This is a genomic window from Idiomarina sp. 28-8 (assembly GCF_000320945.2).
Taxonomy (GTDB): Bacteria; Pseudomonadota; Gammaproteobacteria; order Enterobacterales; family Alteromonadaceae; genus Idiomarina; species Idiomarina loihiensis.
Map to the genome: position 1 here is coordinate 340,072 of NZ_DF266791.1, position 15,117 is coordinate 355,188.

The 15,117-nt window shown below is 44.8% G+C and carries 14 protein-coding genes, 2 tRNA genes and 1 pseudogene; 9 read left to right on the forward strand and 8 right to left on the reverse strand.

Features of this window, described 5'->3' with window-relative positions:
* Nucleotides 1-68 precede the first annotated feature (68 nt).
* The 4 genes from RJ32_RS09520 to dnaQ all read right to left on the reverse strand — a co-directional run bounded on the left by RJ32_RS09520 (nt 69) and on the right by dnaQ (nt 2,415).
* A tRNA-Asp gene (locus RJ32_RS09520) sits at nt 69-145 on the reverse strand.
* Between the two features lie 26 nt (nt 146-171).
* A tRNA-Asp gene (locus RJ32_RS09525) sits at nt 172-248 on the reverse strand.
* A gap of 140 nt (nt 249-388) precedes the next feature.
* Nucleotides 389-1,723 (reverse strand): TIGR03503 family protein, encoded by a 1,335-nt coding sequence (locus RJ32_RS09530; protein WP_034821655.1) that lies wholly within the window; start codon nt 1,721-1,723, stop codon nt 389-391.
* Entirely contained in the window at nt 1,708-2,415 is a 708-nt protein-coding gene (dnaQ, locus tag RJ32_RS09535) for a DNA polymerase III subunit epsilon (protein ID WP_011234929.1), read from the reverse strand. The genes RJ32_RS09530 and dnaQ overlap by 16 nt, the downstream gene beginning before the upstream one ends.
* A 51-nt stretch (nt 2,416-2,466) precedes the next feature.
* Between dnaQ and rnhA the strand changes: the two genes are divergently transcribed.
* The gene (rnhA, locus tag RJ32_RS09540) at nt 2,467-2,940 is read left to right on the forward strand and encodes a ribonuclease HI (RefSeq protein ID WP_011234930.1); all 474 of its coding nucleotides are present in this window, start codon (nt 2,467-2,469) and stop codon (nt 2,938-2,940) included.
* 1 nt (nt 2,941) lies between these two features.
* On the opposite strand, the gene RJ32_RS09545 is transcribed toward rnhA, so the two are convergent.
* A complete protein-coding gene (locus tag RJ32_RS09545; RefSeq protein ID WP_011234931.1) occupies nt 2,942-3,331 on the reverse strand; it encodes a rhodanese-like domain-containing protein in 390 nt (129 codons plus the stop codon).
* Entirely contained in the window at nt 3,328-4,098 is a 771-nt protein-coding gene (locus tag RJ32_RS09550; RefSeq protein ID WP_034821659.1) for a class I SAM-dependent methyltransferase, read from the reverse strand. The genes RJ32_RS09545 and RJ32_RS09550 overlap by 4 nt, the downstream gene beginning before the upstream one ends.
* A gap of 74 nt (nt 4,099-4,172) precedes the next feature.
* Between RJ32_RS09550 and gloB the strand changes: the two genes are divergently transcribed.
* The 3 genes from gloB to RJ32_RS09565 are packed head-to-tail and all read left to right on the forward strand — an operon-like array spanning nt 4,173 to nt 7,132.
* Nucleotides 4,173-4,934, forward strand: a complete 762-nt coding sequence (gloB, locus tag RJ32_RS09555; RefSeq protein WP_034821660.1) for a hydroxyacylglutathione hydrolase — start codon at nt 4,173-4,175, stop codon at nt 4,932-4,934.
* Between the two features lie 48 nt (nt 4,935-4,982).
* Nucleotides 4,983-6,617, forward strand: a complete 1,635-nt coding sequence (locus RJ32_RS09560) for a LysM peptidoglycan-binding domain-containing protein (protein WP_034821661.1) — start codon at nt 4,983-4,985, stop codon at nt 6,615-6,617.
* Nucleotides 6,618-6,625: 8 nt separating this feature from the next.
* Nucleotides 6,626-7,132, forward strand: coding sequence for a hypothetical protein (locus RJ32_RS09565; protein WP_034821663.1), 507 nt, complete (start codon nt 6,626-6,628; stop codon nt 7,130-7,132).
* Here the strand turns inward: RJ32_RS09565 and ligA are convergent.
* A pseudogene (gene ligA / locus RJ32_RS09570) lies at nt 7,129-7,995 on the reverse strand (NAD-dependent DNA ligase LigA); the annotation flags it as partial. The gene RJ32_RS09565 and the pseudogene ligA sit on opposite strands and share 4 nt — an antisense overlap.
* A gap of 114 nt (nt 7,996-8,109) precedes the next feature.
* On the opposite strand from ligA, the gene RJ32_RS09575 reads away from it, so the two are divergent.
* From RJ32_RS09575 to RJ32_RS09595, 5 genes are all read left to right on the forward strand, one after another.
* Nucleotides 8,110-10,251 (forward strand): hypothetical protein, encoded by a 2,142-nt coding sequence (locus RJ32_RS09575; RefSeq protein WP_051018770.1) that lies wholly within the window; start codon nt 8,110-8,112, stop codon nt 10,249-10,251.
* Nucleotide 10,252: 1 nt separating this feature from the next.
* Nucleotides 10,253-12,253, forward strand: a complete 2,001-nt coding sequence (locus RJ32_RS09580) for a hypothetical protein (protein WP_034821665.1) — start codon at nt 10,253-10,255, stop codon at nt 12,251-12,253.
* Nucleotides 12,253-12,783: a hypothetical protein gene (locus tag RJ32_RS09585; protein WP_034821667.1), complete on the forward strand. Its 531-nt coding sequence runs from the start codon at nt 12,253-12,255 to the stop codon at nt 12,781-12,783. The genes RJ32_RS09580 and RJ32_RS09585 overlap by 1 nt, the downstream gene beginning before the upstream one ends.
* Complete coding sequence (locus tag RJ32_RS09590) at nt 12,783-14,162, forward strand: site-specific integrase (protein ID WP_034821671.1); 1,380 nt, start codon at nt 12,783-12,785, stop codon at nt 14,160-14,162. Before RJ32_RS09585 ends, RJ32_RS09590 begins: the two co-directional genes overlap by 1 nt.
* Before the next feature lie 236 nt (nt 14,163-14,398).
* Nucleotides 14,399-14,812, forward strand: coding sequence for an antitoxin Xre-like helix-turn-helix domain-containing protein (locus RJ32_RS09595; protein ID WP_051018772.1), 414 nt, complete (start codon nt 14,399-14,401; stop codon nt 14,810-14,812).
* A gap of 21 nt (nt 14,813-14,833) precedes the next feature.
* Here the strand turns inward: RJ32_RS09595 and RJ32_RS09600 are convergent.
* The coding region (locus tag RJ32_RS09600) for an ATP-binding protein (protein ID WP_034821676.1) at nt 14,834-15,117 on the reverse strand (284 nt) is incomplete at its 5' end.

A 15,117-nucleotide genomic window follows, 5' to 3' on the forward strand; every position in this document is an offset into this window, starting at 1 on the left:
ACGAAAGAAAATAAAAAAGATAATTAATTTAGATTTTACAGGGGGGATTACTAAGAGAGAGAGAATAATGGCGGAGTGGACGGGACTCGAACCCGCGACCTCCGGCGTGACAGGCCGGCATTCTAACCAACTGAACTACCACTCCGCAAAAATTCTTTGAGGCGTACTAAATGGCGGAGTGGACGGGACTCGAACCCGCGACCTCCGGCGTGACAGGCCGGCATTCTAACCAACTGAACTACCACTCCGCATTAGTACTACACGTTGAAGTCTCCCTCAACGCGGCGTGCATATTACGAGTGAGGGGCAAATGAGTCAACACTTTTTTTAAAGATTTTAACCGACTGTCTGATTTATATTCAGATCTGTGCTTTTTTAACCACAAAGGTCACTTTTTACCACTTTTCTCTGGTTTTTCAGCTTCCGCTTCATCGCTCTCAACGGCAACTTTTTTCCGACGAAACTTAAACCACCACAGCCCAACTAAAGCTAACGCAATGAGAACAATATTAACAACAACAATAATGATCAGATTGGTCATCGCCTGTTTTTGCTTGGCCTCGCGTTCTAGTCTTGCCTGTTCACGTTGACGCTCAAGCTCTATTTGCTGTCGTTCAGCCAGCTCTGCGGCTGTCGGTTCAGGTGGAGGCGGTTCCTTTGCAATAAAACTAAAGTCATCAATTCTGGCTTCAAACTCACGCCCCCCGACACTAGTGGCAAAAATATCTAAGTCTATAAGGTGTTTACCAAAAGCCAGGTTAGCAATTTCGACACTATGCGGAAAACCCTCTATCTGGCTGACCGTAAATTTACGAACCTCTCCGTTAGGAAAGCTGGTCTCACCATTAATCACCAGGCTCTGTGGATCTATCCAGTCTTCATTAACACGAACGACTAATTGATGATTATCGTCCACAGACTCTGACTGAATAACATTAAATTCAACTGGTAACGGCTTAACCTCAACAGGGCCTGATTCAAACACTCGTTGATACAGCGGGGTGGTCATTTCATAAGTGGCCATCCACTCACCCGGTACAACATCCAGATTAAAGAAACCGGTAAATATACCATCACCCGCTCTTTCGTCATGCCCTCGCCCGTCGTCTTCAAATTGTGCCACACGTGACGGATTCGAGCCGAAGTTATCAAAGTCTGAGTTATTGGTACTGACAAATAGAACATCCAGCAAAACGGTCTGACGAAAACGTGAAGTTTTAACCACTTCGTCGCCATTATAGAGTTTTCCTTCTACTTTCAGCTCTTCGTTCTGAAATAATGGACTCGGTAAAGGCTCAGCTTCAAAGCGAATATCAGAAATAACTAAGGCTTTATTTTCTTCATCGATGCGACCAGCCGCCTGCCAGGGACCAGGCTGAGGTTCTTTTATCCGGATAATGTCAAAGTTAGGATCGGTATACCAAGTTACTTTTTCCGCTGGATAACGAGTATCGTACCACTTGCTCCCATCAGGCTTAATAATAACCAGGGGCTTGCTGCCCGGCTCGCGGAAAAATAACAGAGTAATCTCTTCAACGTTCTCGTCTATGCGGAAACTTTGCCCTTTAATTGGCAATTTATTAGTAAGATCGCCTTCAATAAGGCTCATCGCACGCTTTTCAACTTCCTCCTTCGAGTCAGAATCAACCGTGCTAAAACTCTGTACCGCGTAGGCTGATGAGCTACTTATTAAAACCAATAATACTGCTAAGAGTCTTGCCACAGACAATGTCCACCTTCTTCTTTGACTCGCGCCAAACGCTCCTGATGTAATGCTTCTTCATCGGCCGTTGCCCGTAAAACCTTTAATGCGGGACGATTGGTTATTCGTTGATGTTCCACTTTTTGTGAGCCACCCTGATTGTCTTTTCCGTGGCTGGCCAGGTTTAATGCCGTTTGCCCACCGGTCATCATCAAATAGACGTCAGCAAGAATCTCGGCATCCAGTAAGGCGCCGTGCAGTTCACGCGCAGAGTTATCAACGTCGTAGGCGCGGCATAGTGCATCCAAACTGTTTCTTTGCCCCGGGCGCATTTCACGGGCAAGCTGCAAGGTATCGAGTACCGAGCAGAAATCATTGGTCAGGCCAACCGCCGGGCGAATACGACTAAATTCAGCATCCATAAAGCCCACGTCAAATGGCGCATTATGAATAACTAACTGAGAGCCTTTAATAAATTCAATGAAATCTTGCACCACCTGAGCGAATACGGGCTTGTCGGTTAAAAAGTCATTGGTTATACCGTGAACTTCAATTGCTTCCTGCTCGACCACCCGCTCCGGATTAATGTAAACATGAAAATGATTACCGGTTAATTTGCGATTAATAAGCTCCACACAGCCTATTTCAATAATTCTGTGTCCCTTTGCAGGGTCAATTCCGGTAGTTTCTGTATCTAATACGACCTGACGCATGGTGAAATCCTGATATACTCGCTGGAAACAAAGGATATAGTAGCAAGTAACATGTCGAACTCAAAAACTGTTCATTTATATACTGATGGTTCTTGTCTGGGAAACCCGGGGCCGGGTGGCTATGGCGCTGTACTGGAATACGGGAAACATCACAAAGAATTAAGTCAGGGGTATCGTCTGACCACCAATAACCGCATGGAGATGCTGGCTACTATCGCTGGCCTGCGCGAGTTAAAGCGCTCCTGTCATGTCATACTGACTACCGACAGCCAGTATGTGAAACAAGGTGTCGAGCAGTGGATGCATCGCTGGAAGCAAAACGGCTGGCGTACTTCTGCTCGTAAAGCGGTTAAAAATAAAGACTTATGGCAACAACTGGACGAAGAAGTTAACCGTCATAAAGTTGAATGGAAATGGATTAAAGGCCATTCCGGGCATAAACAAAATGAGCGTTGTGATGAACTGGCCCGCGACGCCGCAACGCGCGAGCCTATGCTTGAAGATGAAGGATTTGGGGGCGAGTAAATTACTCGCCGGCAACTACCGGCAGTTTATTTTCCTGCCAGGCGCTCATGCCGCCATCTACGCTATAGACATTATCCAGCCCCATGCGTTGCAAGCTCTCTGCCGCCAGAGCTGAACGACCACCGGTTCGACAAATAAGGTACAAAGGCTTTTCGGCGATGCGTTCCAGAGCATTGTCATATCCAGCCACATCAGGGTGCTGATTTAGCTGCATTTCCAACACACCACGGGGCATGTTCACCGCTTGTCGAATGTGCCCCTGCCCATATTCAGCCGGTTCTCTTACATCAATAACGCGCGCGCCCTGCTCTATGGCCTTTTGTAGTTCTTCGGTGTTTACTTCTTTGACGTTCGATTTCGCTTTTCCACATAACTCTTGTGCTGTAATCATGATTTACCTCTTATTTGTTTATTAGACTTTGAAAAATGTTTCGTCGTCATTGCTGTTGCTGCCTGTCTTCCATTAACCGCAAGCTGCTTTCTTTGAGCTGACGGTTTTAATCTGTTAATCAGAGTTTGTTTTCGTGCCACTATGAAATAAGCTGCGCGCAGTCCTGGTATCAGGTTGCTTAGCTTCGTCGACCAGTCACTTCCCCGGTGTTCGCTATGGTGCAGAAAATTCGAAACATAAAATTCAGACTCCAGAATTTCGAATCCCAATAATTCCAGCCAGTCCTTAACTCTCACTGGCGTAAAGTACCTTCCACACCATGGAAAGCTCTTTTTATGGCGAATGAAAAAGCCACTGGCTACTGCCGGACTATAGGGGTTAAACCCCGTAAGTATTAATACGCCATCATCATCCAGTACTCTCGTAACCTCCCTAAGTAGCTGGTGCGGATGCCGACAAAATTCAAGGACAAAAGGAGCAACTAGGTTATCGACACTGTCTTCCTTCAAAGCCAGCTCCGTTAATTTGCTGCGAACCGCTACGTCACTACCTGTGCCGACAGTCAGCCACTGAGCTCCATTTTTAATACACTCGTTAAGCCCCGGACTCAAAGAGCCTATAGCCACGGTTTTTCCTGGTTTCAACCGTCGCTGATGAGCGCGAATTAACTCAGCCGTCTGTTCCATCATGTAGTGCCCGCAAGCCATTTGCTGCCAGTCCCCGGGAGCCGCTAAATCAATTTTCGAATATGCTGGTTTAATTAACACGGCTAATTCCTGTATTATGAACTTATCTTCAACTTACTCGCTGGGTTTCTCATCCTAGCGTTATAGGGGTTAACATGCGAGTGCACGCTATTGAAGCTTTCGACGACAACTACATATGGGCAATTGAAACCAACGATAAAAACAAGGTTATTATTGTAGACCCCGGCGAAGCCCAACCCGTTCAACAATGGTTGGAACAAAATAGTAAAAGTATTGAGACTATTTTAGTCACTCACCACCATTACGACCACACTGGTGGCATAGCTGAATTAATAGAACAGAGCCCGTGTCCGGTCATCGGTCCGGAAAACCCAGAGATAAAAACGCTCACCAAGACAGTTACAGAAGGCGATGAGCTGACCGTTGGAGGTATTCAGTGGCAGGTATTAACCACTCCGGGACACACACTGGACCATATCAGTTTTTATACTCCCGGCTTTTTGTTTTGCGGTGACACACTGTTTTCCGGTGGCTGTGGCCGTATGTTTGAAGGTACGCCAGAACAATTTACGCAGTCGTTATTAAAGCTGCGTAAGCTGCCGGGCGAAACTCGGGTCTTCTGTGCCCACGAATATACTCAGGCGAATGTAAATTTCGCATTGAAAGTTGAGCCAGAGAACGCTGTGCTGCAAAGTTACGCTGAAAAGGTCAGAATGTTACGTGAACAAGAGCAAATAACTCTGCCAAGCACGCTGCAACTAGAGTTAGCCATTAATCCTTTTCTCCGGTTTGACCAAAAAAGTGTTATTGCAGCAGCAAATAAGCATGCAGAAAGTGTAAAAAATAGCCCCGAGGATGTTTTTTATACAATTAGACAGTGGAAAGATAATGCGTGATTCTTTAAACTCCTCAAGATTTTAATAATTATCGGAAGTAGATTACGCATGATAAACAGCGAGCAAAAGAAGGTATGGTTAAAGTATTGTATGGTGGCCAGTGGTTTGGCATTAAGCGGCTGCCAGAGCACAATGCTGTTTAGTAATAATGAACCGGTAAATACAAAAAACGAAACTACAGAGCTTAAACTGACGGTCATTCCGGAAGAAGTGATCAGTCGGCACGCCGAAGAAGAAATCAAAATCAGCGAACCTGTAAAGCTTACCCCGCAAGAGCAGGAAGATTTATGGGTGCGTATTCGCCAGCAATTGAGCTTTCATGTGCCTGATGTACCCAGAGTGCAAAGCCAGCGCAACTGGTATGCCAGCCACCCGGAGTATTTAGACCGCGTTGCTAAACGCGCTGAACCTTACCTGCATCTCATTGTTGAAGAGCTGGAAAAACGTGATATGCCAGTAGATCTGGCTTTATTGCCGATAGTCGAAAGTGCTTTCGACCCGTTTGCTTATTCGCACGGCAGTGCCTCTGGTGTCTGGCAGTTTATTCCGGGTACCGCGCGTCAATATGGTTTGGATATCAACTGGTGGTACGATGGTCGTCGCGATGTTTTTGCCGCAACACACGCTGCACTCGATTATTTACAGGCACTTCATCGATACTTCGACGGTGACTGGATGCACGCACTGGCAGCCTATAATTCAGGTGAAGGCCGAGTTGCCGCTGCAATTCGCAAAAATGAGCGTCTGAACAAACCAACTGACTTCTGGAATCTATCGCTACCTCGCGAAACTCGCGCATACGTGCCCAAGCTATTAGCTTTAGCAGAAATATTAGCCAACAGTGAAGAGTATGGTGTGGCATGGTACCCGATCGAAAATCAGCCAAAGCTTGAGGTTGTTGAGACACCAGCACAAATCGACCTAGCATTAGCTGCTGATATGGCTGATATGCCTCTGGATTTACTGCACCAGTATAACTCTGGTTATAACCGCTGGGCAACGGCGCCGAACGGCCCACATCGTTTACTTCTGCCTAATCAAAATGCGGATAAGTTTAAACAGGCTTTGGATAAAACAGAGCCAAAAGACTGGCTGAGCTGGACCCGCCACGAGGTTAAATCGGGTGAGAGCCTGCTCGTTATTTCCAAAAAATACAATACCTCTGTTGACGTGATACAGCAGGTTAATGATATCAGCAGTGATATCATCCGCGCAGGCGATCATTTGTTAGTGCCAGTTGCCACACTCGATATCGACAATTACACATTATCGCAAGATCAGCGCCGCGAGGACCGTCAAGATCAGAAACGTTCAGGTAAACGTATTGAACACGTCGTTCAGTCTGGCGATACGCTCTGGGATCTCAGTCGCGCTTATCAGGTAAACCTTCGTGATTTGGCTCGCTGGAACTCAATGGCTCCGGGGGATTATTTAAGGCCAGGACAAGAACTCGTGGTTTGGACGAAAGCCGAGCCATCTTCGACGATACAAAGCAGTATTAACAGTATCATGCGTAATATAAGATACCGTGTGCGTAGCGGTGACTCATTAGCCAGGATTGCTGATAAATTTAATGTCACCATTCGTCAAATTGAACAATGGAACAACATTCAACGCAATCGTTATCTACAACCCGGACAAATGCTTAAGTTAAAAGTAGATGTTACCGAGGTGAGTAGTTGAGGCAACCTATGAATAGCGTAAAATACTTTTTTTTCCTTGCAGCGCTACTATTTAGCGCTCAAACTTTAGCCGACTGGAAAGCCGAAGGTAGTGGTAAAGTCATTTATCCATCAGGCCGTACGGAACCTTTAACCTTTGGTTTTGAGTATAAAAAGGTTTATGACACCATTATTTTTACTGCCGGCAAGTCGCAAATGCGTACGTCCGAAATGCCGCCAAATTACATTCTTAATCTGTTTGTAAATAAGCAGGGACAGGTTTATGTCGCAGAGTTTGCTAATGGTTTCTTCAAAGGTTTCGAGCTCAATATTGGTGATCACAAAGTCAGCATGAATCACCGGCAAGAGTTTGATGAAGATGAACCACTGAGTCATCTGCGAGTGCAGATTGATGACCGTAGCTATCTGCTGGAAACCACACACCCGACTATCCGGTTCGAGTTTGATGAAGAAAAAGGCATTGTCGATATCAATGGCTCAGGCCTTCTAAAAGACCTGAGCGTTAAAGGACGTTAGTCGCTGAGCAGCTCAGCTAACGCATTCTCATCTAATATATCAAGCCCGAGAGACTGGGCTTTGGTCAGTTTTGAGCCGGCATTTTCCCCGGCAACCAGCGCGGTTGTCTTTTTAGAAACACTGGAAGCAACTTTCGCCCCTAAGGCTTCTAAAGCAGACTTCGCCTCGTCACGAGTCATAGTCGACAAAGTACCGGTAATAACATAGGTATTGCCCGATAAGCGGTCACTTTGCACGGAGCTTGCCTCCTCACCCTCAGGCCAGGAAATAAACTCACGCAATTCCGCAACCACCTGCTGGTTATGGGCTTCATGGAAAAAAGCCACAATATGCTTAGCGACAACAGCACCGACATCCGGAACTTCCTGTAGCTGTTCACTTTCAGCAGCAATTAAAGCATCCAGGTTTTTGAAGTGGTTCGCCAGCGCGTTTGCCGTCGCTTCCCCGACTTCCCGAATACCTAATGCATAAATAAAACGGGCTAAAGTTGTTTCCTGTGTCGCTTTAATGGCATTTCGAAGATTTTCTGCAGATTTAGCGCCCATTCTCGGCAAAGTTGCCAATTCAGCTTTGGACAGACGATAAAGATCGGCCGGCGATTTTATCCAGTCCCGCTCTACCAGTTGCTCGACAATTTTATCGCCTAGTCCATCAATATCCATGGCTTTGCGGGAAGCAAAATGTTTAATCGCTTCCTTTCGCTGAGCCGCGCAATACAGACCACCGGTACAGCGGGCAACGGCTTCGCCTTCAACGCGTTCAATATCGGATTGACAAATCGGGCAATGCTGAGGAAATTCAATTGCCTTCGTGTTTTCAGGACGTTTATCTTTTATGACGCTGACCACTTGCGGAATAACGTCGGAGTGTCACTTTCAACTTGTAACAAATTAAGCCTTATCGCCCAGTCGCTATTGTAATTTTTCAAATTATTCCTAGGTTATGTCTAGTTGACACGTTCAAATAGGGTTTTAAGTATGTCGAATTTCGAGAACTTGAATGGAATCTGTGCGGATTTAAGCAAGGAATGTTTAGCTATTATCCAGCATCATTTCAGTAATCTTCCACACAAGAGGCGTTCCGAACTTGCGATACCCCTTAGTCACTACATCCGAGTTCTTTCAACTCCCTTAAATAGCGATGACGGCGCAGCTCTTTCAAAAGCCCTTACATTTATCCGCAACCACCTGTGTTCAAAATACGTACGCCTTGTGGCGGTGAGAAAATTATATGAAATTAGAGTGCTGCTGGATGAACTTGTTAAGAACGAGATTATTTCGAGCAACTTCATCTTTCCATCCGCCCCTCGAAATGCCGAAGAGCACAACGCCTACAAGTTACAAAAATTACCAAAGACGTACCTGAGCCAAATAAAAGCTGAACCACTTTCAGCGGACGAAGAGTTTGAACAAACCCTGTCAGAGACCTGCACAACCGAGATTGCCAAACGCCTCAAAGAGCATGTCTATAATTTTAAGCACGCTAAACACCACAGAAACCCTTTATCCAAGTTTCTTAAACAAATAAGCAAAAGCCATTTGTCCTGGAATCAACAACCAAAGGTTATTGAAGGTGAGCTTCTTAAATTCAGGAATTCAGAACTGAGTGAAAATAGCCGAGCTACTACCTACAGCAGATTTCAGAACGTCAAGAATGCATTCATTGTTTTAAAAGATCATGGATTAATACCGAAAGAAACAGATCTTCCAGGCAATCTTCGTCGAGATACCAATACGGAGAGAGTCAGAACGGACAACCCGTTGTTGAGTTCAACGTATATCTACGATGAACGTAAGATAGAGACGTTCCGCAATACCGATGATTTTATTGAAGGACTAGCTGGTCAGCTCAGAAGTAATTTGGATATCCTGCTCCAGGAAGCTCGCAGAACGGTTTGGCAGGCGTATCAGAAGTTCGCCAACAAAGATGTGCTTATCGCTAACAGCCAACGGTCTGAGCTTTTAAAAACAAAAGATTTCAAAATTCCATCGGTAACTAAAATCAATCGCAGGAACCGCCTCAATCCAATTACTAGATCAGCCCCTCTACCGGACGAAAATCTTTTCTTTTACTTCGATCACTTCTTTGACCAGTTCACAGGACAAGATCCAACACCAAAGATGAACGGGCTGAGCCTTACAGACGAGGTTAGAGCTCACTTACCGTTAACCGTCAAAGTAGCATCGGCTATGCAAGTCATTATCATTGAAGAACTGGGAATCAACCCCTACTCACTTTACAAAGTGAAAGTTTCTACAGATGGGCGTGGACATGAGTTCGTTCAAGTAACCGATAACGGATCGGTCAGAATAAAGACTTCAAAACCTCGGGCTCGCCGATCGAGATCGACGTACGCATCAGGGACACTGGAGGAGCTCAGCTCAATAGAAGAGCATAAGATTAATGCTGCGGTCTGCCTTCAAATGGCTCTTAACATGACTGAGCGATGCAGAATCAGCACGCAACAGAACTCCCTCTGGCTCTGTAAAACCAAACAATCGTTAGTAAGACCAAGGCCCGAAAGCTTTCAGAATGCATTTAATCAGATGAGAGATCATGTTGCTTTAAAGAGCCCCTGTCTGAAGTTCGCTTCGCTCAAGAAAATTAGAACAAGCAAAGGTGTGTGGATTTATCTGACCTCTAACGGTAACGCTTTAAAAACGGCAGCCTACCTTGGAAACACTGTTAAAACGACTCTCCATCGATACATCCCTCCCTACCTCTCGGAACTAGTTTATCGCTCAAAGATACGATCTTTTCAGAACATATTATTGTACATGAGCGTTGCGAACGAACAGGTACCAGAAAAAGACTTTAGGAAAGCCTCTCCTGACCGCGTATTAGATCTTAAAACAGCATTTTCCTACCCTCATATGGGAGGGAGACTCCATCAAGCCCTAACCTCATCTGACGAAAGCGCAACGGAAGAGCCCCCAATATTTTTCTGTGTTTCGCTCAGAAATATCAAGCTAGCACTTAAATATCTAAACCACGGAAACGACGAAGCACTTAAGCTCCATTGTCGAGCTGCAATCCAAAAGATCGCGGAAGGTCCGGTGATAATGAAACAGCTTTTGAGGCAAGCAGAAAAGCAACTAAAAGAAGCAGGAGACATTTGAAATGGAAAGGACCGGAATCAATCCCTTCAAAGAAATTAATGACTCAAACGAAATCATTGAAAATCCGTCTGAGCTTCACTACACCAAGCCGTCCTGGATGATCAATAACGACGTATACGACACAACCTGGAAGGTCGCAGTCGTGGGTATCGAAGTAGACTACAGTAGTGACCTAAATCTGGCTCGAACAATAACATTCTCAAAGCCCGTTTCAGAAAATTCGTTATTAACAGAGCCTTCAAATAAGCACCTTCTAAAGGATATTCAGAATAGCTTGCTTTACCTGGATACCAAAGGAAAAATAACACGACCGAAACGAATTGCAAGCGTCCTTAACTCTGTATGTCACCTCATTAAGCATGCTAATGAAGTAAATTCAAAACTCAATAAGCCAAAAATAAAGCTGCTTTCTCAAATTCGCTTTGATCATCTAAAGGGTTACTTATTAGATTTTCAAGTCGAAGAACAACTGTTTAGTCAAGCTCTTGAATATATATCGGGTCGATACGAATCTCGAAACCAGATCAATTGGGAAGAAGTTAAAATTAAATTCGATCTTAGTTCAAGAAGTCTTCTATCCCTGAAAGGAAGATTAATAGGCTTTTTAGAAGATAGTCACCAAGACTTTCAGGCAACAAAAAAATATAAAAAACAGCATCAAGACGCGCATAGAAATTCATTTGATGTAGAAGAGCACTTATTGCCTAGTGAAAAAACGATTTCTAATGAAATCTCCAAACTAGAAGCGCTTTTTACAGCTCGACCGGCCCAAGTGTATAAATTTCCTCACTCTTCGATGAACCTTTTTGCAGGAGGTGAATTGATTTTTGAAAACATGCTCAGTACCCAAAGAACTGCACTCATTCCAGCTCATGTTTGCTTTCATGCCATCTCTTCCTCGCTAACATTTTGTCGAAAATATGGAGAAGCACTGCGGGAGTATTTTGCAAACTTAGCTAGAGCCGAAAAGACTCTTTTGGATTCTATTGGAGTGGGAAAGTACCAGCATTCATTTTCAAGCGTCCAGCAGGATGTCTTTGAAAAAACGGTTCTTCCTGATGTTCTCAAAGAGCTAAAAGCCTCCTGTTACCCACTAAAAAAGCCGGGCGAGCCTGGAGAGACGGATAACCAGCTCTTTTTGTATAAGGCGACACGTTTATACACCGCTGCAATTTTTACTCTTCTCGCCACATTTACGAGCGCAAGACTAAGCTCACTTTTAGGTCTGTCCCGAGATTGTTTCGTCCAATCGCCAATGGATGGGTTGTTCGATATTATACTACGAATTCCAAAAAGCTCCGAACGATGGCAACTTGAGCAGGTTCATCGCCCGATTCCAGATCTCATCTATGATTATGGGCTTGAATTCGCTTCATTTTCCAGTCAAGTTGAAGACAGAAGAGGTCTCTTTGCAGAAGATTCTGAGTCTTTTTTATTCAGTAGAAGCACTACCCCACGCTCACTCACTACTTCCCTATTATTTAGGGGAACTGCTGACGCAAAAGTACACTTACAACCCATTTCCGGTGACACGATATATGACTACTTGTCGGAATTCACGGACTGGAGTCAGTCCCCGCTAATCGACGGAAGGAGATGGTATCCAAGACCTCACCAATTTCGCCGCTTCTTTGCTGTTTTATACTTCAAGTTCACCCAGGACTCAGGTTTAGAAGAACTATCTTGGTTTATGGGACATGCTGGTTTAGACCAGACATTTCACTACGCTGAAGTTTCTCCCACCGACGAATGGATTGATGAGGCCGAATCGACAATTGCAAAGATTGCATCTTCAGTTCATAAGCCAATAAACGCAGATGAAGAAATCCAGAAAATTGTTAGGAAAGCTAGGCAATCTTCCAGCGTTACCACTGTTATCGAGCCTTTGGCTCGCGAACTCATTGAAAAGCATAAAGCTAAAACCAAACAACAAGTGCGCTTCCACAAGATTGATGGTGATGACGTCTTCTTTTATTTTACTCAATCCGAGGAAAGCCACTAATGTCCAAGTTCAAACCGGGTCAAACGTCCGACCGAATTCGGAAAAGGAAAAGTGATATCACAAGGTCTATGCTCGCTAAGGCTGATCTAATTAATTTGATACGAACCATTGATGACGTTCCATCAAGCCTCGAATTGAAGGGCAACTATATTTCTGAAGCTTCAGTGTACAAATGGAGCGATGATAAACTAGGCGATATCCTATCGTTTTCGCGAAATACAGCCTACGCAGAGCATAATGCACAGGCACTCAAGGTACTGCTAAAGTCGCTTAAGAGAGCAAATGACAAGCTTGCCGTCAAACAAAGCTCTAAGAGCTCTAAATACCATCATAATCGCGACGATGATGCTCTTTCCATGCTCCGCAAAGAGAATGAAGATTTAAAGACTGCCTTGGCCGAGGTCTACCGTTCATATCTTCAAGTCATCGATAATTACGAAGAGGATAAGCAAGCGGACGAATCGTTCCGGTCGTTAATTTTGGAACAGGCACGAGTGCTTGGCAAAAAACGACTCTGGCAAGTTAAATAATGTCAAAAGTCGTAGTCGCTAAAGAACCAGATTTGAGCTTCCTTTTAACAAACAGGAGACTCGCAGATCGTAGTACGTGCCAACTTCCCCTCATCCTGATGAAAGGAGGTCACTTTAACTGGACTGCCAACGCATTTTTAACCGAGATCGGAGGTGGCCCTAAGGTGTACAACATCAAACCTCTTGCTCCCACGGTCGTAAAAAAGGCTTATAGCCTAAACATATTCTGCGCATTCTTGGAGGATGAAAACCTCACTATTCGCGAGGTCGATGATAGCGCCCTCTACGAATTCGTTGACTGCCTAAAAGATAGGGGCGTAACAGACTCAACAATCATCTCTCACGTCAGATTGGCTCTTCAGTACATATCTTTCGTTTCTGACCGCCATCCAGAAGATATTTTGGCGACATTTGAAAGCGACGCGACGGCTGATTACAAAGTACACATGGAAGAAAAGAAGTTTAAGAAAGGACACCGCGAGATCACATATCTGACACACCATTGCCTTGAAGGACTTATTCATATCGATGCAGGGATAGAATACATCCGAGATTATGAATTAGAAAAATGGCTAGATGCGATCAATTGTACGACTTTTCACCCTGAGATCGATGAGTTCTTGCTTACTCGATGGCAGGCGTTCACAACATTGCTGGAGATTACCGGGTCGAGAATTACTGAAGTTCATAAAATAAGTCGGTCATCGATAAAAAAAGCCGCCGAATCCCTTTTGGATACTAATAAGACCCCTGTCATTAGAGATATCCCAATTATGAAGGGTAAATACCGAGGGAGAACACGCGAAGTCAGAGTGTCGCAGGATGATCTACAAATTGTACTTTGGCACATAAACCTCATAGAACGAACTTTCCCGAATATTACTCACGATTCCATTTTCGTGGACTCAAGAAGCGGAGCAGAACTGAAAGCTTCCTACCTAAAAAACTACGCAAAAAAAGTTATCAACGGGAGTAAATACTGCCGGGACCTGAGACACGTCACGAATCACTCTTTTCGCCACAGGTTCATAACATTGACTGTAGCCAAGGAGCTACGCAAACTGTCTGCTGCTGGCAGTTTCCAGAACATTTTAACAGTGGCTGCTACCGCTTGCCGTAAAATTACCATGCACGCGTCGAATGACACATTGTCGAGATATGTTCACTTGGCAAATGAAATCAATTTCCCAGGCTCATCTGAGCAAATCGATGACTGCAAGGAGTCGACACCAGTTAAAGTTAGACTTCAGCAAATATTTAAAATAGCTGATAGCTATAAGTCGAGGGAAATGAGTGACAAGGACGCACTCGATTCAATGCTGGAAACGATTTCAGAGCTTCAAAAGCTTCCCTCGCTTAAGTCGCAGGGACCTTCTTAAAGATCATCACTAGCTCTATTGAAAACCCATTTTACTCTGAGCTAGGAATCTATCTATTCCAACTAGGCCTCTCTCGTTCACCAGAGTCCTTTTCCTGGCTGACTTTCTGCTTTTCAAAACCTCACCAGAGCCATCCTCCGTTAGCTTCGCAGGTCTGTATATGTGGAAGGAATTCAACTAAACCTGTGCTACTTTTATTTGTGTAGCACATTCACAATTAACCAACTGGAGTTTTTATGGAGCTGCGTGAATACATCCCAGTTTCATGGCCTCCAAATATTTGGGCGGAACTGGGTCTTCCAAACGAGGACGCTCAACTGCGCGAACAAGTCATGAAGGGGCTCCCGATAAAAGTTCTCTACTTGTTGTCTTCCTTGATGGGGGTAACCCAGGCAAGCATGCGTGATACGCTCCGTATCCCCTCAACAACCTTCCAGCGTCGAAAGAGAGATGGTCGCTTTACCATGAATGAAAGTAATCGGCTGTACAGCCTCATAGAGGTGTTCTCCCGAGCAACCGATCTATTTGAGGGTGATCGCAAAGCAGCTGTCGAGTGGATGACTAAAAAAGTCCGTGGTCTTGGGCATGAACGTCCTATTAATATGCTTGTCAACGGTAATCTAATTTTGACCCACTTAGCGGTAAAGTAAAATTGACCCACCCTTAGCGGTTTACTCATTAATCTGCTGATTCGTTACCGGTACTATTCCGGCCGTTTTTTTCCCTCGTAACCGATAGCTGTTTCCGGCAATCTGCACGATGTGTGCATGATGCAGTAACCGGTCGAGCAGTGCCGCTGTCAGCGTCTGGTCGTCAGCGAAGGCCGTTGACCATTGTGAGAACGGTAAGTTACTGGTAACAATAACGCTGCCGTGCTCATAACGCTTGGCTATGACGTTAAAGAACAGATTCGCTTCTTCACGTCCGAAGGGTAAATAACCGATTTCATCGATAA